Source organism: Pseudomonas sp. CJQ_9, assembly GCF_043106615.1.
Taxonomy (GTDB): Bacteria; Pseudomonadota; Gammaproteobacteria; order Pseudomonadales; family Pseudomonadaceae; genus Aquipseudomonas; species Aquipseudomonas juntendi.
Window position 1 is genome coordinate 32,182 of record NZ_JBICMS010000021.1, and the last position, 26,855, is coordinate 59,036.

Annotated in this window: 20 protein-coding genes; 4 read left to right on the forward strand and 16 right to left on the reverse strand. The window is 63.4% G+C overall.

The window, feature by feature from the left end; translation table 11 throughout:
• Positions 1-172: 172 nt before the first annotated feature.
• The 7 genes from rpsA to mtnA all read right to left on the reverse strand — a co-directional run bounded on the left by rpsA (position 173) and on the right by mtnA (position 12,155).
• Positions 173-1,849, reverse strand: a complete 1,677-nt coding sequence (gene rpsA / locus ACF8SD_RS03265) for a 30S ribosomal protein S1 (RefSeq protein WP_003252673.1) — start codon at positions 1,847-1,849, stop codon at positions 173-175.
• Between the two features lie 124 nt (positions 1,850-1,973).
• Positions 1,974-2,660 (reverse strand): (d)CMP kinase, encoded by a 687-nt coding sequence (cmk, locus tag ACF8SD_RS03270; protein WP_009685997.1) that lies wholly within the window; start codon positions 2,658-2,660, stop codon positions 1,974-1,976.
• Positions 2,657-4,876, reverse strand: coding sequence for a bifunctional prephenate dehydrogenase/3-phosphoshikimate 1-carboxyvinyltransferase (locus ACF8SD_RS03275; RefSeq protein WP_392483817.1), 2,220 nt, complete (start codon positions 4,874-4,876; stop codon positions 2,657-2,659). The genes cmk and ACF8SD_RS03275 overlap by 4 nt, the downstream gene beginning before the upstream one ends.
• A 697-nt stretch (positions 4,877-5,573) precedes the next feature.
• A complete protein-coding gene (pheA, locus tag ACF8SD_RS03280; RefSeq protein ID WP_009686000.1) occupies positions 5,574-6,668 on the reverse strand; it encodes a prephenate dehydratase in 1,095 nt (364 codons plus the stop codon).
• The gene (gene serC / locus ACF8SD_RS03285) at positions 6,668-7,753 is read right to left on the reverse strand and encodes a 3-phosphoserine/phosphohydroxythreonine transaminase (RefSeq protein WP_392483809.1); all 1,086 of its coding nucleotides are present in this window, start codon (positions 7,751-7,753) and stop codon (positions 6,668-6,670) included. The genes pheA and serC overlap by 1 nt, the downstream gene beginning before the upstream one ends.
• Before the next feature lie 264 nt (positions 7,754-8,017).
• Positions 8,018-10,783 (reverse strand): DNA gyrase subunit A, encoded by a 2,766-nt coding sequence (gene gyrA / locus ACF8SD_RS03290; RefSeq protein ID WP_392483810.1) that lies wholly within the window; start codon positions 10,781-10,783, stop codon positions 8,018-8,020.
• 295 nt (positions 10,784-11,078) lie between these two features.
• Positions 11,079-12,155: an S-methyl-5-thioribose-1-phosphate isomerase gene (gene mtnA / locus ACF8SD_RS03295; protein WP_154211202.1), complete on the reverse strand. Its 1,077-nt coding sequence runs from the start codon at positions 12,153-12,155 to the stop codon at positions 11,079-11,081.
• A gap of 204 nt (positions 12,156-12,359) precedes the next feature.
• On the opposite strand from mtnA, the gene ubiG reads away from it, so the two are divergent.
• The 3 genes from ubiG to ACF8SD_RS03310 all read left to right on the forward strand — a co-directional run bounded on the left by ubiG (position 12,360) and on the right by ACF8SD_RS03310 (position 14,628).
• Complete coding sequence (gene ubiG / locus ACF8SD_RS03300; protein ID WP_009686004.1) at positions 12,360-13,058, forward strand: bifunctional 2-polyprenyl-6-hydroxyphenol methylase/3-demethylubiquinol 3-O-methyltransferase UbiG; 699 nt, start codon at positions 12,360-12,362, stop codon at positions 13,056-13,058.
• Positions 13,059-13,060: 2 nt separating this feature from the next.
• Positions 13,061-13,732 (forward strand): N-acetylmuramic acid 6-phosphate phosphatase MupP, encoded by a 672-nt coding sequence (gene mupP / locus ACF8SD_RS03305; protein ID WP_115293542.1) that lies wholly within the window; start codon positions 13,061-13,063, stop codon positions 13,730-13,732.
• Positions 13,733-13,887: 155 nt separating this feature from the next.
• Complete coding sequence (locus ACF8SD_RS03310; protein WP_392483811.1) at positions 13,888-14,628, forward strand: YciK family oxidoreductase; 741 nt, start codon at positions 13,888-13,890, stop codon at positions 14,626-14,628.
• A gap of 62 nt (positions 14,629-14,690) precedes the next feature.
• Here ACF8SD_RS03310 and ACF8SD_RS03315 read toward each other — a convergent pair whose 3' ends face one another.
• The 7 genes from ACF8SD_RS03315 to ACF8SD_RS03345 form a co-directional block, all read right to left on the reverse strand.
• Positions 14,691-15,476, reverse strand: coding sequence for an iron-containing redox enzyme family protein (locus ACF8SD_RS03315; RefSeq protein ID WP_178126169.1), 786 nt, complete (start codon positions 15,474-15,476; stop codon positions 14,691-14,693).
• Positions 15,477-15,506: 30 nt separating this feature from the next.
• Positions 15,507-17,963, reverse strand: a complete 2,457-nt coding sequence (locus ACF8SD_RS03320) for an EAL domain-containing protein (RefSeq protein WP_392483812.1) — start codon at positions 17,961-17,963, stop codon at positions 15,507-15,509.
• Between the two features lie 134 nt (positions 17,964-18,097).
• Positions 18,098-19,930 carry an ABC transporter ATP-binding protein gene (locus ACF8SD_RS03325; protein ID WP_392483813.1) on the reverse strand — a complete coding sequence of 611 codons (1,833 nt, stop codon included), beginning with the start codon at positions 19,928-19,930 and terminating at the stop codon, positions 18,098-18,100.
• Positions 19,923-20,555 carry a DsbA family protein gene (locus ACF8SD_RS03330; RefSeq protein ID WP_173887890.1) on the reverse strand — a complete coding sequence of 211 codons (633 nt, stop codon included), beginning with the start codon at positions 20,553-20,555 and terminating at the stop codon, positions 19,923-19,925. The genes ACF8SD_RS03325 and ACF8SD_RS03330 overlap by 8 nt, the downstream gene beginning before the upstream one ends.
• A 3-nt stretch (positions 20,556-20,558) precedes the next feature.
• The gene (locus ACF8SD_RS03335; RefSeq protein WP_173887889.1) at positions 20,559-21,491 is read right to left on the reverse strand and encodes a rhodanese-related sulfurtransferase; all 933 of its coding nucleotides are present in this window, start codon (positions 21,489-21,491) and stop codon (positions 20,559-20,561) included.
• A gap of 229 nt (positions 21,492-21,720) precedes the next feature.
• A complete protein-coding gene (locus ACF8SD_RS03340; RefSeq protein ID WP_009686014.1) occupies positions 21,721-22,017 on the reverse strand; it encodes a BolA family transcriptional regulator in 297 nt (98 codons plus the stop codon).
• A gap of 10 nt (positions 22,018-22,027) precedes the next feature.
• Positions 22,028-22,552 carry a DUF2059 domain-containing protein gene (locus ACF8SD_RS03345; RefSeq protein WP_392483814.1) on the reverse strand — a complete coding sequence of 175 codons (525 nt, stop codon included), beginning with the start codon at positions 22,550-22,552 and terminating at the stop codon, positions 22,028-22,030.
• A 154-nt stretch (positions 22,553-22,706) separates the two neighbouring features.
• On the opposite strand from ACF8SD_RS03345, the gene ACF8SD_RS03350 reads away from it, so the two are divergent.
• On the forward strand, positions 22,707-24,101 hold the full coding sequence (locus ACF8SD_RS03350; RefSeq protein WP_173887888.1) for a class II fumarate hydratase: 1,395 nt from the start codon (positions 22,707-22,709) through the stop codon (positions 24,099-24,101).
• Between the two features lie 122 nt (positions 24,102-24,223).
• On the opposite strand, the gene ACF8SD_RS03355 is transcribed toward ACF8SD_RS03350, so the two are convergent.
• Positions 24,224-25,186, reverse strand: a complete 963-nt coding sequence (locus ACF8SD_RS03355) for a DMT family transporter (protein WP_054912801.1) — start codon at positions 25,184-25,186, stop codon at positions 24,224-24,226.
• Between the two features lie 134 nt (positions 25,187-25,320).
• Entirely contained in the window at positions 25,321-26,814 is a 1,494-nt protein-coding gene (gene pap / locus ACF8SD_RS03360; protein WP_392483815.1) for a polyphosphate:AMP phosphotransferase, read from the reverse strand.
• Positions 26,815-26,855 lie beyond the last annotated feature (41 nt).

Here is a 26,855-nt window from a genome sequence, read left to right on the forward strand (position 1 = left end):
GGTTGTAGCACGCTGGGAAGGATTTGAACAGGGTGCATCTTGACTTAATAAAAAATTTCAAGATTGAAGTAATTCAGGAATGGTCTACCGCGCCAACGCCGGTGTGTGTTTGGGAGCGGGCACAAAAAAAAGGGCGACCCGAGGGTCGCCCTTTTTACCGATCAAACAGAACTCAGTTCTGCTTGGCCATTGCTTCGCGCAGCAGCGCAGCCATGGTGGTGTCGGCAGCAGCTTCCGGAGCGTTTTTCAGGCTCTGGATAGCTTCACGCTCTTCAGCGTCGTCTTTCGACTTGATCGACAGGCTGATCACGCGGGACTTGCGGTCAACGCTGATGATCTTGGCTTCGATCTCTTCGCCTTCCTTCAGAACGTTACGCGCGTCTTCAACGCGGTCACGGCTGATTTCGGAAGCTTTCAGAGTGGCTTCGATGTCGTCGGCCAGGGTGACGATGGCGCCTTTGGCGTCAACTTCTTTCACGATGCCCTTGACGATAGCACCCTTGTCGTTGACAGCAACGAAGTTGGAGAACGGATCGTCTTCCAGCTGCTTGATGCCCAGGGAGATGCGCTCGCGCTCTGGGTCAACCGACAGGATGACGGTTTCCAGCTCGTCGCCCTTCTTGAAACGACGTACGGCTTCTTCGCCGGTTTCGTTCCAGGAGATGTCGGACAGGTGAACCAGGCCGTCGATGCCGCCGTCCAGACCAATGAAGATACCGAAGTCGGTGATCGACTTGATGGTACCGGTGATCTTGTCACCCTTGTTGAACTGGCCGGAGAAGTCTTCCCATGGGTTGGACTTGCACTGCTTGATGCCCAGGGAGATACGACGACGCTCTTCGTCGATGTCCAGAACCATGACTTCCACTTCGTCGCCAACCTGAACGACTTTCGACGGGTGGATGTTCTTGTTGGTCCAGTCCATTTCGGAAACGTGTACCAGACCTTCAACGCCTTCTTCCAGCTCAGCGAAGCAGCCGTAGTCGGTCAGGTTGGTTACGCGAGCCTGTACGCGAGTACCTTCTGGGTAACGGGCAGTGATAGCTACCCACGGATCTTCACCCATTTGCTTCAGACCCAGCGAAACGCGGTTGCGCTCACGGTCGAACTTCAGAACGCGTACGTCGACTTCGTCGCCAACGTTAACGATTTCCGATGGGTGCTTGATGCGCTTCCAGGCCATGTCGGTGATGTGCAGCAGGCCGTCGATACCGCCCAGGTCCACGAATGCGCCGTAGTCGGTGAGGTTCTTGACGATACCTTTGACTTGCTGGCCTTCCTGCAGGGTTTCCAGCAGGGCTTCGCGCTCGGCGGAGTTCTCGGCTTCCAGCACGCTGCGACGGGAAACGACAACGTTGTTGCGCTTCTGGTCCAGCTTGATGACCTTGAATTCCAGCTCTTTGCCTTCCAGGTGGGTGGTGTCGCGCACTGGGCGGACATCAACCAGGGAGCCCGGCAGGAACGCACGGATGCCGTTAACGTCGACAGTGAAGCCGCCCTTAACCTTACCGTTGATAACGCCCTTGACCACTTCTTCGGCGGCGAAAGCTGCTTCCAGAACAATCCAGCACTCGGCGCGCTTGGCTTTTTCACGGGACAGTTTGGTTTCGCCAAAGCCGTCTTCGACCGCGTCCAGCGCAACGTGGACTTCGTCACCGACCTTGATGGTCAGTTCGCCAGCTTCGTTGTAGAACTGCTCGAGCGGGATGACACCCTCGGACTTCAGGCCAGCGTGTACGGTAACCCAGTCGCCGTCGATGTCGACAACGATACCGGTGATGATGGCACCCGGCTGAAGATTGAGGGTTTTCAGGCTTTCTTCAAAGAGTTCTGCAAAGCTTTCGCTCATTTTAATTCCTGTAGATTCGGGCGAAACAAACGCCCCTCGCCACATTCCAGACAATGTGGGTCTGTTTTAAGTAAAGGAACGCCGGCAAGACGTTGACTGGTGAACCTGCCTGCTTTCCTGGTGATCAGAGAAGGTCGCGCTGGGCGATCTCGCTCCTGATACGTTGCAACACCTGCTCGATGGACAACTCGGTGGAATCCAGCTGAATGGCGTCTGCCGCTGGTTTCAGCGGGGCCACTGCACGCTGAGTGTCGCGTTCATCACGCGCCCGAATCTCATCCAGCAGACTCGACAGACTAACATCTTCACCCTTGCCCTTCAACTGCAGGTAGCGGCGGCGCGCCCGCTCCTCGGCACTGGCGGTCAGAAACACCTTCAGCGGCGCGTCGGGGAACACCACCGTGCCCATGTCTCGGCCGTCGGCGATCAGCCCGGGCATTTCCCGGAAGGCGCGCTGGCGCTGCAGCAGCGCCTCACGCACGGCAGGCAGCGACGCCACCATCGAGGCACCGGCACCGACGGTTTCGGTGCGGATGACCTGGCTGACGTCCTCACCTTCGAGAATGGTCTGCTGCAGCTTACCGGGCTCGGCGGCGATGAACTGCACATCCAGATGGGCGGCCAGCTTGGTCAGCAGCTCTTCGTTGGTCAGATCGACACCGTGGTTGCTGGCATTGAACGCCAGCAACCGGTACAGCGCGCCCGAGTCCAGCAGGCGCCAGCCCAGTTCGCGCGCCAGCAAGCCGGCGACCGTACCTTTGCCAGAGCCACTGGGCCCGTCGATGGTGATGATGGGGGCCAGCGTATTCACGACTTGCCCTCTTCTGCCACGCGAATGCCCACTTCGGCGCACAGCGCCAGGAAGTTGGGGAACGACGTGGCAACGTTGGCGCAGTCATGGATGCGGATCGGCGCACTGGCGCGCAGCGAGGCCACGCTGAAGGCCATGGCAATGCGGTGGTCACCGTGGCCATGCACTTCGCCGCCGCCCAGCTGGCCGCCGTCGATGATGATGCCGTCAGGGGTCGGCTGGCACTGGATGCCCAGGGTCAGCAGGCCGTCGGCCATCACCTGGATTCGGTCGGACTCCTTCACACGCAGCTCTTCGGCACCGCGCAGCACGGTACGGCCTTCGGCACAGGCAGCAGCAACGAACAGCACGGGGAACTCGTCGATGGCCAGTGGCACCAGTTCTTCAGGGATATCGATACCCTTCAGCTTGGCCCCGCGCACACGCAGGTCGGCCACCGGCTCGCCGCCGACTTCACGCTGGTTCTCCAGGGTGATGTCGCCACCCATCAGGCGCAGGATGTCGATGACACCGGTACGGGTCGGGTTGATGCCGACGTGTTCCAGCACCAGCTCGGAGCCTTCGGCGATGGACGCCGCCACCAGGAAGAAGGCTGCCGAGGAGATGTCGGCCGGCACTTCGATGCGGGTGGCGGTCAGCTTGCCGCCAGACTGCAACGAGGCCACCGGGCCATTGCTTTCTACCGCGTAGCCGAAACCGCGCAGCATGCGCTCGGTGTGGTCGCGGGTCGGTGCCGGCTCGGTGACGGTGGTCTTGCCTTCGGCGTACAGGCCGGCCAGCAGCAGGCAGGATTTGACCTGCGCGCTGGCCATCGGCAGCGTGTAGGTCAGCCCCTTGAGCCGGTGGCCGCCGCGAATGGTCAGCGGCGGGCGGCCTTCCGGGCCGGTCTCGACCACGGCACCCATTTCGCGCAGCGGGTTGGCCACACGGTTCATCGGGCGCTTGGACAACGAGGCATCACCGGTCATGGTCACGTCGAACGGCTGGCCGGCCAGCAAGCCGGACAGCAAACGCATCGAGGTACCCGAGTTGCCTACGTACAGCGGGCCGGGCGGCGGCTTCAGGCCGTGCAGGCCAACACCATGAATGGTCACGCGGCCGTGGTTGGGGCCTTCGATGACCACACCCATGTCACGGAATGCCTGCAGGGTCGCCAGGGCGTCTTCACCTTCGAGGAAGCCTTCGACCTCGGTGGTGCCCTCGGCCAGCGAGCCGAGCATGATCGAGCGGTGAGAAATCGACTTGTCGCCCGGTACACGAATCCGCCCGTTCAGGCGGCCACCCGGTTGGGCCAGGAAAATCAGATCGTTGGCGTTCATAGCGTCCACATAGGCCCGGCGGGCCAGGATTTTACTGAAATGCTCGCGGGCAACGCGTGCGCGGGTGAATACACCCAGCAGCTGGTGCCCGTCCCCTTCAGCGATAGCGTCGCGCAAGGCGTCGAGATCACTGCGATATGTATCAAGTGTGCGCAGGACAGCATCGCGGTTGGCGAGGAAGATGTCATGCCACATGGTCGGGTCGCTGCCGGCGATCCTGGTGAAATCGCGGAACCCCCCGGCAGCGTACCGGAAGATCTCGAGGTTTTCATTGCGTTTGGCCAGTGAATCGACCAGGCCAAAGGCCAACAGGTGCGGCAAGTGGCTGGTGGCGGCCAGCACTTCGTCGTGGCGCTCGACCGTCATGTGCTCCACATCGGCATCCAGCGCGCGCCACAGGCGGTCGACCAGGGCCAGTGCGGCCGGGTCGGTTTCGGCCAGCGGCGTGAGAATGACCTTGTGCCGGCGGAACAGGGTGGCGTTGGAGGCCTCTACCCCGCTCTGCTCGGAACCGGCGATCGGGTGGCCAGGCACGAAGCGCGGCAGGCGCAGGCCGCTCTCGTTTATAAAAACAGAACGCGCCTCACGAACAACATTGCCCTTGGCGCTGCCGACGTCGGTGATGACGGCGTTGCCCAGGTCTAGCCGGGCCAGGCGCGCCAGAACTTTCTCCATGGCCAGGATGGGCACGGCCAGCTGGATGACATCGGCGCCCACGCAGGCGGTGGCGAGGTCTTCTTCGCAGCGGTCGACCACGCCCAAGGCTACGGCCTGCTTGCGCGAGGGGGCGTCCAGGTCGACACCGACCACTTCGCGGCACAGGCCGCTCTCACGCAGGCCCTTGGCGAACGAACCACCGATCAGGCCGAGGCCAACTACGACCAGGCGGTTGATGATGGGCGCGGGTTTGGTTTTTGCTGCATTTACCACTGGTGTGAACCCTGTTCAGAAATCGAGACAGCCTGTGAGACCGCTGGGGCTGCGTTGCAGCCCATCGCAGGCAAGCCAGCTCCCACAGGGGCAGTGCAAACCTGGAGGCTTGTGCTGGACCTGGGGGAGACAGCCTTTGAGACCGCTGGGGCTGCGTTGCAGCCCATCGCAGGCAAGCCAGCTCCTACAGGGGCAGTGCAGACCTGGAGGCTTGTGCTGGACCTGTGAGAGACAGCCTTTGAGACCGCTGGGGCTGCGTTGCAGCCCATCGCAGGCAAGCCAGCTCCTACAGGGGCAGTGCAAACCTGGAGGCTTGTGCTGGACCTGGGGGAGACAACCTTTGAGACCGCTGGGGCTGCGTTGCAGCCCATCGCAGGCAAGCCAGCTCCCACACCCATCGCAGGCAAGCCAGCTCCTACAGGGGCAGTGCAAACCTGGAGGCTTGTGCTGGACCTGGGGGAGACAGCCTTTGAGACCGCTGGGGCTGCGTTGCAGCCCATCGCAGGCAAGCCAGCTCCCACACCCATCGCAGGCAAGCCAGCTCCCACACTTATCGCAGGCAAGCCAGCGCCTACAGGGGCAGCGCAAACCTGCAGGCTTGTGCTGTACCTGTGGGAGCTGGCTTGCCGGCGATGGGGCGCAAAGCGCCCCCAGCGGCCCTTGATCAAAGCACCGCCTTCGGATACGAGCCCAGCACCTTCAGCGCCACAGCCTCCTGGCTGATCTGTTCGAGCACCGCCTTGATCAGTGGGTCGCGGTGGTGGCCAACGAAGTCGATGAAGAACACGTAGGTCCACTTGCCGCTGCGCGACGGGCGGGTTTCGATGCGGGTCAGGTCGATGCCGTTCTGGTGGAACGGCACCAGCAGCTCATGCAGCGCGCCCGGCTTGTTGCTCATCGAGACAATGATCGAGGTCTTGTCGTCGCCGGTAGGCGGCACTTCCTGCTGGCCGATCATCAAAAAGCGCGTGGAGTTGTCCGGACGGTCTTCGATCTTCTCGGCCAGGCGGGTCAGGCCATACAGGTTGGCAGCCATGTCACCGGCGATCGCCGCCGAGTTCCACTCGCCCTTCACGCGCTTGGCTGCCTCGGCATTGCTCGATACCGCCACCCGCTCCACATTCGGGTAGTGCGCGTCCAGCCACTTGCGGCACTGAGCCAGGGACTGGGCATGGGAATAGATGCGGGTGATGCTGTTGGTCTTGGTGCTCTCGCCCACCAGCAGGTGGTGGTGGATACGCAGCTCGACTTCGCCGCAAATCACCATGTCGTGTTCGAGGAAGCTGTCCAGGGTGTGGCTGACCGCGCCTTCGGTGGAGTTTTCCACCGGCACCACGCCAAAATTGACCGCACCGGCCGCGACCTCACGGAACACCTCGTCGATGGCCGCCATCGGGCGGCTGATCACCGCGTGGCCGAAGTGCTTCATGGCCGCCGCCTGGGTGAAGGTGCCTTCAGGGCCCAGGTAGGCGATTTTCAGCGGCTCTTCCAGGGCCAGGCACGACGACATGATTTCGCGGAACAGCCGCGCCATTTCTTCGTTGCCCAGCGGCCCTTTGTTGCGCTCCATCACCCGCTTGAGTACTGCTGCTTCGCGCTCCGGGCGGTAGAACACCGGCTTCTCGCCTTCTTTGAGCGAAGCGGTCTTGACCCGGGCAACCTCTTCGGCACACCGGGCGCGCTCGCTGATCAGCTCGAGGATTTTCTCGTCGAGGCTGTCGATGCGAACGCGCAGGGCTTTGAGTTCCTGTTCCGACATCAGCCGTGCTCCTTCTCGAATTCAGCCATGTAGGCCACCAGCGCTTCCACGGCGTCCAGGCCCAGGGCGTTGTAGATGGAGGCGCGCATCCCCCCCACCGAGCGGTGGCCCTTGAGGTTGAGCAGGCCGCGGGCATCGGCGCCGACGAGGAAGGCCTTGTCCAGGCGTTCATCGGCCAGGCGGAACGGCACGTTCATCCACGAGCGGGCATTGACGCTGATCGGGTTGGTGTAGAAGTCGCTGCTGTCGATGAAGCCGTACAGGCGGTCTTTCTTGGCCCGGTTGCGCTGCTCCATGGCCTCGATACCGCCCTGCTCCTTGAGCCACTCGAACACCAGGCCCGAAAGGTACCAGGAGTAAGTGGCCGGGGTGTTGTACATCGAGCCGTTGTCGGCCGACACCTTGTAGTCGAGCATGGTCGGGCAGCTGCTGCGGGCGTGGCCCAGCAGGTCTTCACGCACGATCACCACCACCAGGCCGCTGGGGCCGATGTTTTTCTGCGCGCCGGCATAAATCAGGCCGAACTGCGACACGTCGATCGGGCGCGAGAGGATGTCGGAGGACATGTCGACCACCAGCGGAACGTCACCGGTCTGCGGCACCCAGTCGAACTGCAGGCCACCGATGGTTTCGTTGGACGCATAGTGCACGTAGGCAGCGTTGCTGGTCAGTTTCCAGTCGTTCTGGCCCGGAATGGCCAGGTAATCGTAGGCCTTGGCGCTGGCGGCGACGTTGACGTTGCCAAAGCGGCGCGCTTCCTCGATGGCCTTTTTCGACCAGATGCCGGTCTCGATGTAGTCAGCAGTGCCGTTTTCCGGCAGCAGGTTCAGCGGGATTTCAGCGAACTGCTGGCTGGCACCGCCCTGCAGGAACAGTACCTTGTAGTTGGAGGGGATAGACAGCAGGTCACGCAGGTCCTGCTCGGCCTTTTCGGCGATGGCCACGTAATCGTCGCTGCGATGGCTCATTTCCATCACCGACAAGCCCTTGCCATGCCAGTCCAGCATTTCAGCCTGGGCGCGCTGCAGAACAGCGGTAGGAAGCGCGGCAGGGCCTGCGCAGAAGTTAAAGGCTCGGTTGCTCACATCCACTCTCGCTCTGCCAAATGGTACAAATTCATTTCTTGCAGGCCGCACGCGCCTCTTTGTGGGAGCGGCCTTGTGTCGCGATAGGGCCGCGAAGCGGCCCCAGCTTTTTGCAGCGCCGCTGAAATCCTGGGGCTGCTTTGCAGCCCTTTCGCGACACAAGGCCGCTCCTACAAAAAGCTTGCTCGCACCCGGCCAGGCATTGCCTGCAGTTATCAGTCAAACGGGGCGACCTTGGTCGCCCCGTTCGGGTTTTACACCTGCTTACTCCTGCGGGGCCTCTTCGGCGCCTGCAGCTTCGTCATTGTCTGGCACTTCGGCCTCGACACCCTCCTCGTCCGCCTCGACCATATCGTCAAGTTCGTCCTCGGACGGTTCCTGGATCCGCTCCAGGCCAACCAGTGTTTCGTCGGCAGCCAGCTTGATCAAGGTCACACCCTGCGTGTTGCGGCTCAGGCTGGACACTTCGCCAACCCGGGTGCGCACCAGCGTGCCCTGGTCGGAGATCAGCATGATCTCCTCGCCTTCGTGCACCTGGATGGCGCCAATCAGCAAGCCATTGCGCCCCTTGGTGCCCATGGCGATCACGCCCTGGCCGCCACGGCCGCGGCGCGGGAACTTGGACAGCGGGGTACGCTTGCCAAAGCCACGCTCGGAAGCGGTCAGGATCTGCGCGCCGGACTCCGGAATCAGCATGGAAATAATCTGCTGCCCCTTGCCCAGTTTCATGCCCCGCACGCCACGGGCGTTACGGCCCATTTCACGCACCACGCTCTCGGCAAAGCGAATGACCTTGCCAGCGTCGGAGAACATCATCACTTCCTTGGCGCCGTCGGTGATGGCCGCTGCAATCAGGGTATCGCCTTCTTTGAGCTTCAAGGCAATCAGGCCATTGGAGCGCGGACGAGCGAACTGCACCAGCGGGGTCTTCTTGACGGTACCCGAAGCGGTGGCCATGAAGATGTACGCACCGGTCGGCTCTGCCACCCACTCAGGGGTATCGCCGTCTTCTTCGTCAACTTCCTCGGCCTCGACCAGCTCACCTTCGAGCACGGTGTCGTCGGCGTCTTCCAGTTCTTCGTCAAGGTCGGCGTTCTGCTGCAGCGCCTCGAGGTCGACCTGCAGCATGGCGGTGATGCGCTCGCCCTCTTCCAGCGGCAGCAGGTTCACCAGCGGGCGACCGCGGGCGGCACGCGATGCTTCTGGAATTTCGTAGGTCTTTTTCCAGTACACCTTGCCTTTGCTGGAGAACAGCAGCAGCGTGGCGTGGCTGTTGGCGACCAGCAGGTGCTCGATGTAGTCCTCGTCCTTCACGCCGGTCGCCGACTTGCCTTTGCCGCCACGGCGCTGGGCCTGGTAAGCGGACAACGGCTGGGTCTTGGCGTAACCACCGTGGGAAATGGTGACCACGCGCTCTTCTTCCGGGATCATGTCGCCGTAGTTGAGGTCGTGGCTGGCATTGAGGATTTCAGTGCGGCGGGCATCGCCGTACTCGGCGCGGATGGCCTCCAGCTCTTCGCGGATCACTTCCATCAGGCGCTCGGCGCTGTTGAGGATGCGGATCAGCTCGCCGATCTGCTCGAGAATTTCCTGGTACTCAGCCAGCAGCTTCTCGTGCTCCAGGCCGGTCAGGCGGTGCAGGCGCAGGTCGAGAATGGCCTGGGCCTGTTCCGGCGACAGGAAGTACTTGCCATCGCGCAGGCCATACTGCTCGGGCAAGTCTTCAGGGCGGCAGGCTTCGGCACCGGCGCGCTCGACCATGACCTGCACCGCACTGGACTCCCACGGCGTGGAAATCAGGGCTTCCTTGGCCTCGGAAGGCGTAGGCGAAGCCTTGATCAAGGCAATGACCGGGTCGATGTTGGACAGCGCAACCGCCTGGCCTTCAAGGATGTGGCCGCGTTCGCGGGCCTTGCGCAGCTCGAAGACAGTCCGGCGGGTCACCACTTCACGGCGGTGACGGACGAACGCTTCGAGCAGGTCCTTGAGGTTGAGCAGCCGCGGGCGGCCGTCCACCAGGGCCACCACGTTGATGCCGAATACGCTCTGCAGCTGGGTTTGCTGGTAGAGGTTGTTGAGCACCACCTCCGGCACTTCGCCGCGGCGCAGCTCGATGACGATGCGCATGCCGTCTTTGTCGGACTCGTCGCGCAGCTCGGTGATGCCTTCGATCTTCTTCTCTTTGACCAGCTCGGCGATCTTTTCGATCAGCCGCGCCTTGTTCAGCTGGTACGGCAGCTCGGTGATCACGATCTGCTGGCGGCCACCGACCTTGTCGATGTCTTCGACCTCGGAGCGGGCGCGCATGTAGATGCGGCCGCGGCCGGTGCGGTAGGCCTCGATGATGCCTTGGCGACCGTTGATGATGCCGGCTGTCGGGAAGTCCGGGCCGGGGATGAACTGCATCAGTTCATCGACGGTGACTTCCGGGTTGTCGATCAGCGCCAGGCAACCGTCGATGACTTCACCAAGGTTGTGCGGCGGAATGTTGGTCGCCATACCCACGGCAATACCGCTGGAACCGTTGACCAGCAGGTTGGGGATACGCGTCGGCATGACCGCCGGGATCTGCTCGGTGCCGTCGTAGTTGGGCACCCAGTCGACGGTTTCCTTGTGCAGGTCGGCCAGCAGCTCGTGGGCCAGCTTGGTCATGCGCACTTCGGTGTATCGCATGGCCGCGGCATTGTCGCCGTCCACCGAACCGAAGTTGCCCTGGCCATCGACCAGCAGGTAGCGCAGCGAGAAGGGCTGGGCCATACGCACGATGGTGTCGTAGACCGCAGTGTCGCCGTGCGGGTGGTACTTACCGATCACGTCACCGACCACACGGGCGGATTTCTTGTACGGCTTGTTCCAGTCGTTGCCCAGTTCGCTCATCGCATAGAGAACGCGACGATGCACGGGCTTCAAGCCGTCACGTGCATCGGGCAGCGCTCGCCCGACAATCACGCTCATCGCGTAGTCGAGGTAGGACTGTCTCAGTTCGTCTTCGATATTGACCGGGAGGATTTCTTTGGCCAGTTCGCCCATGAGAAGCCTGATTCCTTTTTCTGGTGAAACTTCGCAGCTCCATCAAGGGCCGAACGAAGCTCGCCGCCGCAGCGCATAAGGGTGCGACGACTTACGACAAATCAATGAGTTGTGCCATGGATCTGCGCAATGAAGGCCGCCGTGATGGGCGGCCTTGGAAACTGCCGGATGTTACCACAAAGGCGGGTGCGGTGGGGAGATGTGGCGGGCAGCCAGAAGCAGGTTCGAATCTTGATTTCCTGGTGCCTGTGCCGGCCTCTTTGCGGGTTTCCCCGCGAAAAGGCCGGCACATTGGTCAATGCAGGCGCTTGCGGCACATCAACTGCGCCAGCTTGGCGGTATCCGGACGTTCGACAATGCCGCGCTCGGTCACGATCACGTCGATCAGGTCTGCCGGGGTCACGTCGAACACCGGATTGAACACCTCGACCTCCGGGGCCACCCGGGTGCCGGCGTAATCCAGCAGTTCATCGGCCTCACGCACCTCCAGGGGGATATCCTCGCCGGTCGCCAGGTTCAGGTCGATGCTGGTGCTGGGCGCCACCACCATGAAGCGCACGCCATGGTGCATGGCGCTGACCGCCAGCTGGTAAGTGCCGATCTTGCTGGCCATGTCGCCATTGGCGGCAATGCAGTCCGCCCCCACCACCACCCAGGTGATGCCCTTGGTCTTCATCAGGTGGGCCAGCGCCGAATCGGCACACAGGGTGGTCGGGATGCCTTCGTTGCTCAGCTCCCATGCGGTCAGGCGCGAGCCCTGCAGCCAGGGGCGCGTTTCGCCGGCATACACCCGCTCGACCATGCCTTCGAGGTAACCGGCACGGATCACCCCCAGCGCGGTGCCGAAGCCCCCACTGGCCAGCGCACCGGCATTGCCATAGGTGAGCAGGGTCTGGGCGTTGCCCTGGTGGCGGCGAATCAGTTCGGTGCCGTGCTGGGCCATGGTCAGGTTGGCTTCGCGGTCGCTTTCGTGAATGGCCAGCGCTTCGGCCTCGCACGCGGCCAGCACGTCTTCGTCCGGGCGCAGGCGCTGCAGGCGCTCGCGCATGCGGTTCAGTGCCCAGAACAGGTTGGCAGCCGTGGGGCGCGCCTCGGCCAGGGTGAGAAAGTCCTCTTCCAGGTCCAGCTCCCAGTCACCACCTTCGGCCAGCCGCTCTTCCAGGGCCAGCACCAGGCCATAGGCCGCCGCGATACCGATCGCCGAAGCACCGCGCACCGCCATGTCGCGGATCGCGGCTGCCACCTGCGCGACATTGTCGCAGGCCAGCCAGCACTCCCGGGACGGCAGCAGGCGCTGGTCGAGCAGGTGCAGGACGCCGCCCTGCCAGCGGATCGCGGTCACCTTCTCCGCCGCCAATAGTCGCTCGCGCATTGCCTCTCCCTGTCGTTCGGATATCAAAAGCCGGCGATTATAGCGAGCCTGGGGGCCGAGCGCTCGGGTATACTCCGGCCTTTTCGAGCGCAAGCTGCAAGCTACAAGCGGCAAGAAAAAGCGAATGCGTACAAGGTCTGCTTTTTCTTGCTGCTTGGGGCTTGCAGCTTGCAGCTTAATAGCCAAGCTTCTGAGGACTGCCCAATGAGCAACGTCGACCGCGCCGAAATCGCCAAGTTCGAAGCGCTGGCCCACCGCTGGTGGGACCGTGAAAGCGAGTTCAAGCCGCTGCATGAAATCAACCCGCTGCGCGTCAACTGGATCGACGAACGCGCCAGCCTGGCCGGCAAGAAGGTGCTGGACGTAGGTTGCGGCGGCGGCATCCTCAGCGAAGCCATGGCCCTGCGCGGCGCCAGCGTTACCGGTATCGACATGGGCGAGGCGCCGCTGGCCGTGGCCCAACTGCACCAGCTGGAGTCTGGCGTGCAGGTGGAGTACCGGCAGATCACCGCCGAAGCGCTGGCCGAAGAAATGCCCGAACAATTCGATGTGGTCACCTGCCTGGAAATGCTCGAGCACGTACCCGACCCGTCGTCGGTGATCCGTGCCTGCTACCGCATGGTCAAGCCGGGCGGCCAGGTGTTCTTCTCCACCATCAACCGCAACCCCAAGGCCTACCTGCTGGCCATCGTCGGCGCCGAGTACATCCTGAAGATGCTGCCGCGCGGCACCCATGACTTCAAGAAGTTCATCCGCCCGTCCGAACTGGGCGCGTGGAGCCGCGATGCCGGCCTGCAGGTCAAGGACATCATCGGCCTGACCTACAACCCGCTGACCAAGCACTACAAGCTGAGCAGCGACGTCGACGTCAACTACATGATCCAGACCCTGCGCGAGGAATGAGCATGCGTTTGCGAGCGGTACTCTTCGACATGGACGGCACCTTGCTCGACACGGCGCCGGACTTCATCGCCATCTGCCAGGCCATGCTCGCCGAGCGCGGCCTGCCGCCGGTCGATGACACCCTGATCCGCGGGGTGATTTCCGGTGGTGCGCGGGCCATGGTCGCCGCTACCTTCGCCATGGACCCTGCAGCCGAAGGCTTCGAGGCCCTGCGCCTGGAGTTCCTCGAGCGTTACCAGCGCGACTGCGCGGTGCACAGCAAGCTGTTCGACGGCATGGCCGAACTGCTGGCCGACATCGAGAAAGGCAACCTGCTGTGGGGCGTGGTCACCAACAAACCGGTGCGCTTCGCCGAGCCGATCATGCAGCAACTGGGCCTGGCCGAGCGTTCGGCGCTGCTGATCTGCCCGGACCATGTGAAAAACAGCAAGCCGGACCCGGAGCCGCTGATCCTGGCCTGCAACACCCTGAACCTGGACCCGGCCAGCGTGCTGTTCGTCGGCGACGACCTGCGCGACATCGAGTCGGGCCGTGACGCCGGCACCCGCACGGCCGCGGTGCGCTACGGCTATATTCACCCAGAGGACAACCCCAACCATTGGGGCGCCGACGTGGTGGTGGACCACCCGCTGGACCTGCGCAAAGTGATCGACAGCGCGTTGTGTGGCTGCTGAACCCAGACTGATGCCCGGGCACCACCCCTTGTAGGAGCGGGTTTACCCGCGAATGCGTGCGATCAGGCGCCAGTGTTGTCTGGGCTGACGCATTCGCGGGTAAACCCGCTCCTACACGGGACGGGGTCGCCCTCACGAACTCGAAGGACAGAACCATGTTCGACTACACCGCCCGCCCCGACCTGCTCAAAGGCCGGGTCATCCTGGTTACCGGTGCCGGCCGCGGCATCGGCGCTGCTGCTGCCAAGGCCTATGCCGCACTGGGCGCCACTGTGCTGCTGCTGGGCAAGACCGAAGCCAACCTGAACGAGGTCTACGACCAGATCGCGGCCGCCGGGCATCCGCAGCCGGTGGTCATTCCGTTCAACCTGCAAACCGCGCAGGCACATGAGTACGACGAGCTGGCGGTCATGATCGAAGAGCAGTTCGGCCGCCTTGACGGCCTGCTCAACAACGCCTCGATCATCGGCCCGCGCACGCCACTGGAACAGCTGTCAGGCGACCATTTCATGCGCGTGATGCACATCAACGTCAATGCCACCTTCATGCTCACCAGTACCCTGCTGCCGCTGCTGAAGCTGTCGGAAGACGCCTCGGTGGTGTTCACCAGCAGCAGCGTGGGGCGCAAGGGCCGTGCCTACTGGGGCGCCTACGGCGTGTCCAAGTTCGCCACCGAGGGCCTCATGCAGACCCTGGCCGACGAACTGGAAGGCGTGGCGCCGGTGCGAGCCAACAGCGTCAACCCCGGGGCCACGCGCACCGCGATGCGGGCGCAGGCTTACCCTGGCGAGAACCCGCAAAACAACCCGCTGCCTGAAGAGATCATGCCCGTGTACCTGTACCTGATGGGGCCGGACAGCAAGGCCGTGAATGGGCAGGCGCTGAACGCTCAGTAACGGCTGGGATAGCCGGGGCCGCACCGCGGCCCATCGCGGCCTTGCTTCGCAGCGGGCCAGGCCTACCCGGCGGCCAACGCCGGGCGCATACGTTCCTGCTGGCGCCCCTCAAGCTCCATGCACCGCTGCAGGAACAGGAACATGCAGTCGTAGCTCTTGCAGATCGCCCTGCGCAACTCGGTGCGCAAGCCCAGGCTGGGGTTCTCGCCGGCCAGGGTACAGATGATTTCCAGCGCCTCCCACGGGTGCGCATCGTCATACTGGGCGTGCATCTTCAGCCATTTCATCGCCCGCTTGCGCCCTTCCTCCGGGAAGCCCATGGCGTAGGTGTCGGTCGAACACACCACTGCCGACCATTCGCCCGTCGCGCCTTCGATGGCATAGTTGGTCGCGGCCATGGCAATGGCCAGGTTCTCGGTGGCACACACCCGCCAGCACCAGTCGTTCAGGCCGTTGAGTTCCGGCGGCACGTCCTGGGCCTGCAGGTCGTGCAGGTGCACACCATGCGCCTGGCACCAGTTCACCCAGTAATCGGCATGGTTGAGCTCGACCCGGATATTACGCATCAGCCAGCGCCGCGCCATGTCCTCACCCTGGTGCCGACCGTAGCGGGTCTTGGTCAGGTTGTGGGCCATGTACAGCGAGAACTGCTCCACCACCGGCCAGCCGCCAATCAGGTACTGGCGAATGGTCGATTGCTTCAGCTGGCCATCGCGCAGGCGTGCATAGAACTCATGCTCCACGACCCGGCGCTTGCTCTCGCGGCAATCTTCAATCAGTTGCTGAGCCCATTGGGGGTAACTGGCGGGGTCCATCAACGGCCCGATACGAACGAATGCATCAATCACTTTCAGCTCCTTGATCCTTGTGATTTCCAGCTAACGAAAGGTGCCAGGTGCACGCTGCAACAGAGGCCGGGCGGCGATCCGTTGGCGCTGCAGACTGTCACAGGTGAACACCTGGGGGCGTTCGATCAGGTAGCCCTGGGCGTAATCCACGCCAATTTCCTGCAGGGCCTGCTCGATCAGGGGCGTTTCGACGAACTCGGCGATGGTGCGCTTGCCCATCACATGGCCGATATGGTTGATGACTTCGACCATGGCCCGGTTGACCGGGTCGTCGAGCATGTCCTTGACGAAACTGCCGTCGATCTTGAGGTAATCCACGGGCAAATGCTTGAGGTAGGCGAACGAGGACATGCCGGCGCAGAAATCGTCGAGCGAGAAGCGGCAACCCAGGCCCTTGAGCTCGTTGATGAAGCGGATGGCACTGCCCAGGTTGGCGATGGCGCTGGTTTCGGTGATTTCGAAGCAGATCATCCGCGGCGGAATGGCGTACTCGACAAATAGCCGCTGCAGGTATTCCAGGAACTTGTCATCGCCGATGCTCGACCCCGACAGGTTGATCGCGCAGGTCGACAGCGGCCCTTCCCGCCCCTCGTCCAGGCACTGGCGGATGACCATGAATACATTGCGTACCACCCAGCGGTCCAGCGCCGTCATCAGGCCATAGCGCTCGGCCGCCGGAATGAAACTGCTGGGCAGGATGGTGCGGCCGCTTTCGTCGTGCAGGCGCAGCAGAATTTCGATGTGGCCCGGCCCCTCGAAGGATTTCAATGGGGCGATTTCCTGCGCGTACAGGCAAAACCGGTTCTCTTCCAGGGCAACATGCAAACGCTGGATCCAGGCCATTTCGCCAAAGCGCATGGACAGCTCGCTGTCGTCGGCGTGGTACACCTGCACGCGGTTGCGGCCTTTTTCCTTGGCCATGTAGCAGGCCATGTCCGCGGCACGCAACGAGGCTTCAAGGGTGCTGGGGGCCTGGGCCATGTGCACCAGGCCTATGCTGACCGTGGTCACAAACGGGCGCCCCTTCCACACGAAGTGCAGGCTTTGCACCAGCTGGCGCAGTTGCTCGGCGATGCGCTCGGCCTGGTCGCTGGGGCAATTTTCCAGCAGCACGCCAAATTCGTCGCCACCTAGCCGCGCCAAGGTGTCGCCCTCACGCAGGCCAGACTGCAGCACGGCACAGATGTGCCGCAGCAGCTCGTCGCCAGCGGCGTGGCCGCACGTGTCATTGACCAGCTTGAACTGGTCCAGGTCCAGGAACATCAGTGAATGCCGCCCGGCCTGGCGTGCCAGGCCATTGAGCGCCTGCTCCAGGCGGTATTCGAACTCGCGGCGGTTGGCCAGCCCGGTCAGGGCATCATGGGTAGCCTGCCAGGACAGGTTGGCAATGTACTGGCGCTCCTGGGTCATGTCGTGCAGCACCAGCACAATGCCGGCGACCTGGCCGTCATTGACGATCGGCGAGCCCACCAGGTTGATCGATACCGTGCTGCCGTCCAGGCGCTGGATCAGCCGCGCATGCTCGGCGCCGCCGTTGAGGCTGCCGTTGAGCACCTGTTCGACCAGGCTGGTGCCGTTTTCTTCGGCGTGCTCGTCGACCAGGCTGAACAGTGCCGAAAGCGGTAACCCTTGGGCCTGGGCAGCCTGCCAGTGGGTCAGCTGTTCGGCGGCCGGGTTCATGTAGCCGATGCAGCCGTCCACATCGGTGGTTATCACCGCGTCGCCGATGGCCTGCAGGGTAATCTGCGCCCGCTCTTTTTCTTCCTGCAGGGCACTGGCGAAGGCCTGGCGCTGGGCCAGCAGCTTGCTGGAGCGGCGCCAGGCGATGCAGATCAGGAACATGGCCGTCAGCAGGTTGGTGACCAGCAGCACCCGCAGCAGCATGCGCGACCCTTCGCCCAGCGCATCGCTGAAGGCCTTGGCCGCCGGCGTTACCCCTTCGTTGATGCTGACGATGCGGGCTTTCCAGGCTGCCACCGTAGCGGCGTCCACCGGGCCTGCTGCGAAACGCTCGTGCATCTCGTTTGCCAGCACATCCAGCTTCTCCAGGTAATCGTCACCGACATTCCAGTAGTCGATGGCGGTCTGCATATAGCTGATGTTACGGAAATTGCGGTAGAACCAGATGATGCGTTGCACATCGTCGGCGTGGTTGCCGCCCTGGAGTACCGCCTGGCCCGCGGCGGCCAGGTCGGGGTGCGGCTGGTCGAGCAACTCGCGCACCTTCTGGTCGCCCTGGGGCACGGTTATGGCCTGGCGATAGCGCTGATAGGTACCCTCGTCGCGGGTTTCGGCGTACAGGTTGAGGTAATAGATGGCATCTTTCTGCGCCTTGGACCACAAACTCTCGCCCGCAACGTAAGCGCGCACGGATGACAGCGTGTACAGGCTGAGACTACCCAGCGCCACCTGGAAGACCACGACGGCGATGAAGGGCCAGGTGATGCCCAGCAACTTTGGCGCTTCGAGTGTGCGATGTCCCTTCATGGAGTCCCTGTCACAGAGCAGATAAGGCGCAAATCGACCCAGACAAGCACAGCGTAGGCCATTTGCCATCGCTGTGAAGGGGATTTTTATGACAAGGCAGCGGGGGCATTGCGCAGCCTGGGTCGGCCCAGGATTCAGCTCTGTTGCAGATGCCCGTACAGCTTGGCATACAACCCACCTTCGGCAATCAACTGCTGGTGGTCGCCATCTTCCGCCACATGCCCACCATCGAACACCAGCACCCGGTCGGCCTGTTTCACGGCCGACAGGCGGTGGGCGATGATCAGCGTGGTGCGGCCACTGAGGAAGCGCGCCAAGGCCTGATGCAGGTTGTATTCGGTGGCCGCATCCAGCGCCGACGTGGCCTCGTCGAGGATCACCACCTTGGGCTCGGCCAGCACCATGCGGGCGATGGCCAGCCGCTGGCGCTGGCCACCGGACAAGCGCACACCCGACCGCCCCACCACGCTGTCCAGGCCCTGTGGCAAGGCGGCGATGGTGGCGTCCAGCTGGGCGATGCGCAGCGCCTGCCAACAGGCCTCGTCACTGCAGTCACGGCCCATGGTGAGGTTGGCACGTACGGTGTCATTGAACAGCGATGGGTGCTGCAGCACCACCGCCACGTTTTCGCGCAGGGTTTCCAGGCCGATTTCCTGCAAGCTGGCCCCGCCAAAGCGGATGGTCCCGGCCTGGGCGCTGTACAAACCCAGCAGCAGCTGCACCAGGGTGCTCTTGCCGCCGCCGCTGGCACCGACAATGGCCACCTTCTCACCCGGCGCGATCGACAGGTCGAGGTGGTCGAGCACGGGCTCATCGGCATAGGCAAAGCGCAGGTCACGCACCTCGATACCGACCGTGTCACGGCCGGCGAACGGGTCGCTGGCCGCCGGGTACTGCGGCTCGTCGGCCCGCGCCAGCAGCTCGTTGAGGCGGCTGAGGGCGCCGCCGGCGGCATAGTAGGCGTATTGCAGGTTGAGCAACTGCTCGACCGGGCCAATCATGAACCACAGGTAGCTGAACACCGCCAGCATCTGGCCGATCGACAGGTCGGAAAACAGCACGGTCAGCATGGCCGCCGCGCGGAAAATATCGATACCGAACTGGAACAGCAAACCACTGGCGCGGCCACTGGCGTCGCTTTTCCATTGCGAGTCGACGGCATAGTCGCGCACTTCGCGGGCGCGCAGGCCCAACCGGCCGAGGAAATAGCCCTGCCGGTTGCCCGCGCGTATTTCCTGTATCGCATCGAGGGTTTCCGCCAGGGCCTGGGTGAACCGTGCGGTGCTGTCGTTCTCGAGCTTTTTGAGGTGCTTGACGCGTTTGCCCAACTGCACGGTGAAGTAAATCACCAGCGGGTTGAACAGCAGGATCAGCAACGCCAGTTGCCAGTGCATCCAGATCAGGATGGCGGCCGTGCCGGTCAAGGTGAGCATGGCCACCAGGAAGCGGCTGAGGGTTTCGCCCACGAACTTGTCGAGGGTGTCCAGGTCGGTGACCAGGTGCGTGGTGACCGTACCACTGCCCAGGCTTTCGTATTCCTGCAGCGAAATACGCTTGAGCCGCTCGATCAGGCGGATGCGCAGGCGGTAGACGATGTCCTTGGCCAAGCCGGCGAACAATTTGGCCTGCACCACGTTGAAGGCCAAGGCGGCCAGGCGCAGGCACAGGGTAAGGCACAGCATCAGGCCGATGTAGCCGGCGGCCACCTGCCAGCCCGACGGCAGCAGGTGGTTCATCCACTTCAGTGCCGCATCGCCATGGCCGAGCAGCACTTCGTCTACCAGCAACGGCAGCAACAGCGGGATGGGCACGCTGCAGCAGGCCGCGAGTACGGCGATCAGGTTGGCCGACCAGAGGTGCTTGCGATGGTGCAGGGCCAGCCGGCGGATTTCCGCCCAGCTCAGCCGGTCTGCGGCCGTGCAGGGCTTGCCCGGTACCGGGTCGGGGGACCCAGGCAGGTCAAGCACAGGTGGCCTGCTGCAGCCAGCGGCCGAGCAACGGTTGCAGGCGCTCCAACGGCTGGTAGCCGTTGGTCAACAGCGCCAGTTGCCCGTTGCGCTCGGCGAGCAGGGTCGGAAAACCGGCGATGCCCAGGTCCTGGGCCCACACGAAATCGGCCGCGGTGGCGGCGCGGGTATCGGCCTGGGCGAAGGTGGAGGCGAATTCGGCACGGTCGAAACCGGCCTGTTCAGCCAGCTCGACCAGTTGAGGCGCGGTGGTCACATCCATGCCCTGCTCGTAGAACGCGCGCTGGATCAGCGCCAGCAGCGGCCAGACGCGCTCGCCACCCAGTTCGCGGGCGCTGACCAGGGCGCGGCAGGCCGGCTCGGTGTCGTAGACGAAACCGTCCGGCATGGCCCCTTCAAAGCGGAACGCCTGGCCCGTAGCATCGGCCACCGCCTGCCAGTGTTCGAGGATGTACTTGCGGGTGGCGCTGTCCAGCGCACTGCCGCCCGTGCGCAGCCCGCCCACCACCAGGTGGGTGGGCACACCCGCCTCATGCGCCTGGGCGATCAGGGCCGCGGCCACTGGCGCGAAACCCCAGCACCAGGAGCACATCGGGTCCATCACATAGATCAGGCGGGCAGCCATGCATCAGGCCTCGGCTTTGTAGTTGTAACCAATCGGGTGCGGCAGGTTGCGCGCCTTGGCCAGCTCGATCTGCTTCTGCCGGTCGATGGCGCTGCGGCGGGTCTTTTCGCTCAGGGTGTCCCAGCAATGCGGGCAACTGACACCTGGCGAATAGTGCTCGGACGCGCGCTCCTGGGCATTGATCGGGTGGCGGCAGGCGTGGCACTGGTCGTACTCGCCTTCGCTCAGGTCATGGCGCACCGTGACGCGGTTGTCGAAGACGAAGCAGTCACCATCCCACAGGCTTTGTTCCTGAGGCACTTCCTCGAAGTACTTCAGGATGCCGCCCTTGAGATGATAGACCTCCTCGAAGCCTTCACCGAGCATATAGCTGGAGGCTTTTTCGCAACGGATGCCGCCCGTGCAGAACATGGCCACCTTCTTGTGCTTGCTGGGGTCGAAGTTGGCCTTGATGTACTCGGGGAACTCGCGGAAGGTTTCGGTCTTCGGGTCGATGGCGCCCTTGAAGGTGCCAATGGCCACTTCGTAGTCGTTGCGGGTGTCGATCAGCAGCACTTGCGGGTCGCTGATCAGGGCGTTCCAGTCCTTGGGCTCGACGTAGGTGCCCACGGCCTGGTTGGGGTCCACGCCGGGCACGCCGAGGGTGACGATCTCTTTCTTGAGCTTGACCTTGGTGCGGTAGAACGGCTGTTCGTCGCAGTACGACTCTTTATGGTCGATATCGACCAGGCGAGGGTCGTTGCGCAGCCAGGCCAGCAGGCCGTCGATGCCTTCGCGGGTGGCCGACACGGTGCCGTTGATGCCCTCATGGGCCAGCAGCAGGGTGCCCTTGACCTGGTTGTCGAGCATGGCTTTGAGCAATGGCTCGCGCAACTCGACGTAGTCTTGCAGGGTAACGAACTTGTACAGCGCCGCGACGACGATGGCTTGGGACATGAAGCAGGTTCTCCAGGTGGTTGCCCTCGTAAGGGGCGGACCGGGTTTGACGGTGTGGCAAAAAAAAACAGGGGGCGCTTTGCGCCCCTTTCGCGACACGAGGCCGCTCCTACAGGGATCGCACCCGCCATCAGGCTGTGCAGTCGCTGTAGGAGCGGCCTCGTGCCGCGAAAGGGCCGCAAAGCGGCCCCCGGATCTTGCAGGATTCTACCAGAACAACAGCAAGGTTTCAGTGCCCGCCGCCGGCGCATACCGGCGAGGCCGGTGCAGCGCCGACCTTGGCCCACTCTTCGCCGGTGTAGGTATGGATGGCCAGGGCGTGGATCTGGCCCATCAGCTCACCCATGGTGGCGTACACCTTCTGGTGGCGCTTGACGCTGTTCAACCCGGCAAACTGCTCGCTGACGATCACTGCCTTGTAGTGGGTCTCCTGACCACGACTGTGCATGTGGCTTTCATCGAGCACTTGCAGGTGTTGCGGCGCCAGGCTGGCCAGCTGCTGTTCGATACGCTGTTGCATGGTCATTGCGGCTTACTCACTTCTTAGCTGGGGCGGCGGCCTTGCCAGCGTTCGGGTCCAGCTCTTTGGTCATGTCTTCGAGCAGCTTGTTCACCACCGGTACTGCCGGCTCGAGGCTCTGCTGGGTCAGCTGCGCCGACTGCTGGGTGACCTTGGGCATTTCGCGCAGCACTTTCTTGCCCAGCGGCGACTCGTAGAACTTGGCCAGGTCCTTGAGTTCCTGCTCGGTGAAGGTCTGGGTGTACAGGTCGACCATCTTCGGCTTCAGCTTGTTCCAGCCGATGGCGTTGTCCAGCGCGGCGTTGGCCTTGGCCTGGTAGCTTTCCAGCACCGGCTGCTTGCTGGCCGGGGCTTTGGTCTGGGCGAAGCGCTGGGCGAACATCTGCTGGACCTGCATGTACACCGGGGTGCCCAACTTGTCGGCGTTGGCCAGGGTCAGGAATTTCTCGGCAGCAGCGTTGTGGGTGGCGGTGGCAGCGAGTACCTGGCCGCTGGCGCAAACCAGGGCAACGGCGGCACAAAGGACACGGAGACGGGTCATTGCATTTCCTTCAGAGAGAGGGAGGCGGGTACCTCAGAGTAGAGCATTCTGCGCCGTGGTAGCGCGGTGCTCAAGTGGCACGACGAGCGACGGAACCGCCCGGTCGAATCAAGGCCTAAACTGCGAATTCGATCTACACAGGAGTGAGTACAGAATGAGCCGTATCGAGACAGACAGCCTGGGCCCGGTCGAAGTTCCTGAGGACGCCTACTGGGGTGCGCAGACCCAGCGTTCGCTGATCAACTTCGCCATCGGCAAGGAACGCATGCCGCTCGCGGTGGTGCACGCCCTGGCGCTGATCAAGAAGGCCGCGGCACGGGTCAACGACCGCAATGGCGACCTGCCGGCCGACATCGCCCGGCTGATCGAACAGGCCGCCGACGAGGTGCTGGCGGGCAAGCACGACGACCAGTTCCCGCTGGTCGTCTGGCAGACGGGCAGCGGCACCCAGAGCAACATGAACGTCAACGAGGTGATTGCCGGGCGAGCCAATGAACTGGCTGGCCAGGGCCGGGGCGGCAAAACGCCGGTGCACCCCAACGACCACGTCAACCGCTCGCAAAGCTCCAACGACTGCTTCCCGACCGCCATGCACATTGCCGCGGCGCAGGCCGTGCAGGAAAAACTGCTGCCTGCCATCGGCGAACTCTCGGCCGGGCTGGCCGAACTGGCGGCGCGGCACAACAAACTGGTCAAGACCGGCCGCACGCACATGATGGATGCCACGCCGATCACCTTCGGCCAGGAGGTATCGGCCTTTGTTGCCCAGCTGGACTACGCCCAACGTGCCATTCGTGCCACCCTGCCGGCCGTGTGCGAACTGGCCCAGGGCGGTACTGCCGTGGGCACCGGGCTGAATGCCCCGCACGGTTTTGCCGAAGCCATTGCCGCCGAACTGGCAGCAGAGTCCGGGCTGCCGTTCGTCACCGCGCCTAACAAGTTCGCCGCCCTGGCCGGCCATGAACCGCTGACCAGCCTGGCCGGCGCGCTGAAAACCCTGGCAGTGGCCCTGATGAAAATCGCCAACGACCTGCGCCTGCTGGGCTCCGGCCCGCGTGCCGGGTTGGCCGAGGTACGCCTGCCGGCCAACGAACCGGGCAGCTCGATCATGCCGGGCAAGGTCAACCCTACCCAGTGCGAGGCGCTGTCGATGCTGGCGTGCCAGGTATTGGGCAACGATGCGGCAATCGGCTTTGCCGCCAGCCAGGGGCATTTGCAGCTGAACGTGTTCAAGCCGGTGATCATCCACAACCTGTTGCAGTCGGTCGAGTTGCTGGCCGATGGCTGCCGCAACTTCCAGCAGCACTGCGTGGCGGGTATCGAGCCCGACGCCCAGCAGATGGCCGCACACCTGGAACGCGGGTTGATGTTGGTAACCGCGCTGAACCCGCACATCGGCTATGACAAAGCCGCGGAGATCGCCAAGAAGGCCTACAGCGAAGGCAAGACCCTGAGGGAAGCTGCGCTGGAGTTGAAGTACCTGACCAATGAGCAGTTCGACCAATGGGTAAGGCCGGAGAACATGCTGGCACCGGGTGGCAAAGGCTGAGTTATTGATTGCCTGTACTGGCCCCATCGCTGGCAAGCCAGCTCCCACAGGGTCACCTCGGGCCTGAGCATTGCGCGGTCCTGTGGGAGCTGGCTTGCCAGCGATGGGGCCAGTACAGGCGTTCAAGGGACCTGGGCCAACCGCGCCCTGCGGGCACGCCAGCCGGCCACCAGCGATGGCCCCAACGCCACCAGGGCCGAGCCGAACACCACCGTCACCGCCCCCACATAGCCCAACGCATTGATGTCTTCAGCGTGCACATAGTCAGGCCATACCAGCGCCGCCAGCGCCACTGCAACAAAGGTCACCAGCGGCGTCAGTGCCAGCGTGGCACTCACCCGTGATGCCTCCCAGTGCGCCAGCGCTTCGGCGAACGCGCCGTAGGCCACCAGGGTATTCAGGCAGCACGCCAGCAACAGCCAGCCCTGCACCGGGGTCAGTTGCAACGCTTGCAGCGGGTGCACCCAAGGCGTGAGCAGCGCAGCACAACTGAGGTAGATCACCATCATGACCTGCTGCGAATGCCACACCGTCAGCAACTGCTTCTGGCTCAGCGCATAGAACACCCAGATGCTGGTGGCCAGCAATATGGTCAGCACACCCGTGGTGTAGGCCCCCAGCGAGGTCAGCAGTTCGTCCAGGCGCTGGTTGAAGAACAGGCCAAACCCCGCCAGCAGCACCAGCAGCCCTACACCCTGCCCCAGGCTGAAGCGCTCACGGAATACGAACACACTGGCCACCAGCAACAACACCGGGCCAATCTGCACCACCAACTGTGCAGTACCTGGGCTTAGCAGGTTGAGCCCGATCAGGTACAGCACGTAGTTGCCCATCAAGCCGAAGACGGCAACGGCCACCAGGCCCTTGCCCTTTGCTGGCAGCTTACGAATGGAAGGCAATCGCCGCTGGGCCGCCAGCCAGGCAAACAGCAGGCCGCCCGAGACCAGCAGGCGGTACCAGGTGACGGTGATCGGGTCGACCACTTGCAGCACCTGCTTGAGCTTGATCGGCAGAATGCCCCAGAGCAGCGCCGTCAAGAGTGCCAGGAACAGGCCATAGCCCCAGCGGCCAGAAGTGGTATGCATAAAGTCCTCGATCAAGCCCGTGGTGGCGATTGCTGGATTCTACGGGCTTGCTGGGTAGGTGCGGGGGAACGTGCCGAGAAAAGAATTCATCAGGTCATTCTTTTGCAGCATGGCTTGAGGTCACACCAGGCAACCTACTTCTTGTGCTTGGCAAACGCCGCCTCAAGCGCCTCGTTGATGGTGCGCAGCACCTTCACCCGGGCCCAGCGCTTGTCGTTGGCCTCTACCAACGTCCATGGCGCAATCTCGCTGCTGGTACGGTCGACCATGTCCCCCACGGCCTGGGCGTAGTCATCCCATTTGTCCCGGTTGCGCCAGTCATCCTCGGTGATCTTGTAGCGCTTGAACGGGATCTGCTCGCGCTCTTCGAAGCGCTCCAGCTGGGTCTGCTGGTCGATGGCCAGCCAGAACTTGACCAATACCACCCCGGCGTTCACCAACTGTTCCTCGAAATCATTGATCTCGCTGTAGGCGCGCATCCAGTCAGCCGGCGTGCAGAACCCCTCTACCCGCTCCACCAGCACCCGGCCATACCAGGAGCGGTCAAAAATGGTGAACTTGCCCCGCGCCGGGATGTGCCGCCAGAAGCGCCACAGGTAAGGCTGCGCGCGCTCTTCTTCGGTGGGCGCGGCAATCGGCACGATACGGTACTGGCGCGGGTCCAGCGCAGCGGCCACCCGGCGGATGGCCCCGCCTTTGCCGGCAGCATCGTTGCCTTCGAACACCGCCACCAATGCATGGCGGCGCATGCGCTTGTCCCGCAGCAGCCCGGCAAGGCGGGCCTGCTCGGTCACCAGCTGTTCCTGGTAATCGGCCTTGTCCAGGCGCACGCTCAAGTCCAGCGCCCCCAGCAGGCTGCGGTCATCGATGCTACGCCCCAATGGGGCCACGTTCCCCTGGTGCTTGCCCTTGGGGTTGTTGGCCAGCGCGGCCTGCAAGCTTTCCAGCAGGATGCGCCCGACCGCGAGGCTACGGTAGTTCGGGTCGACCCCCTCGACGATGTGCCACGGTGCATAATCGCGGCTGGTGCGGCGCAGCACGCGCTCGCCAAAGCGTACGAAGCGGTCGTAGGTTTTCGACTGCTGCCAGTCCAGCGGGCTGATTTTCCAGCTGTGCAGCGGGTCGTCCTTCAGCGATTCCAGGCGCGCCTTCATCTGTTTCTTGGACAGGTGGAACCAGAACTTGATGATCAGCGCGCCTTCGTCGCAGAGCATTTGCTCCAGGCGTTCGGCACCGGTGATGGCCTGGTCGAGCACGGCATCCTTGAGCACCCCGTGCACCCGCCCCTGCAGCATCTGGCTGTACCAGTTGCCAAAAAACACGCCCATCCGCCCCTTCGGCGGCAAGGCCCGCCAATAGCGCCATGCCGGCGGCCGGGCCAGCTCTTCGTCGGTCTGCTGGTCGAAGGTCAGCACATCGATCATGCGCGGGTCCATCCACTCGTTCAGCAGCTTTACCGTCTCCCCCTTGCCAGCGCCCTCAACGCCGTTGATCAGCACGATCACCGGGAAGCGCGCCTGCTGCTTGAGTTCGTACTGGGCTTCGAGCAGGGCCTCGCGCAACGCGGGCACCTCGGCGTCGTAAGCCTCCTTGTCGATGCTGTGGCCGATTTCGGCGGATTCGAACATGCATGGGCTCCTTCAATGGATAACCAAGACTAGCGGAATTC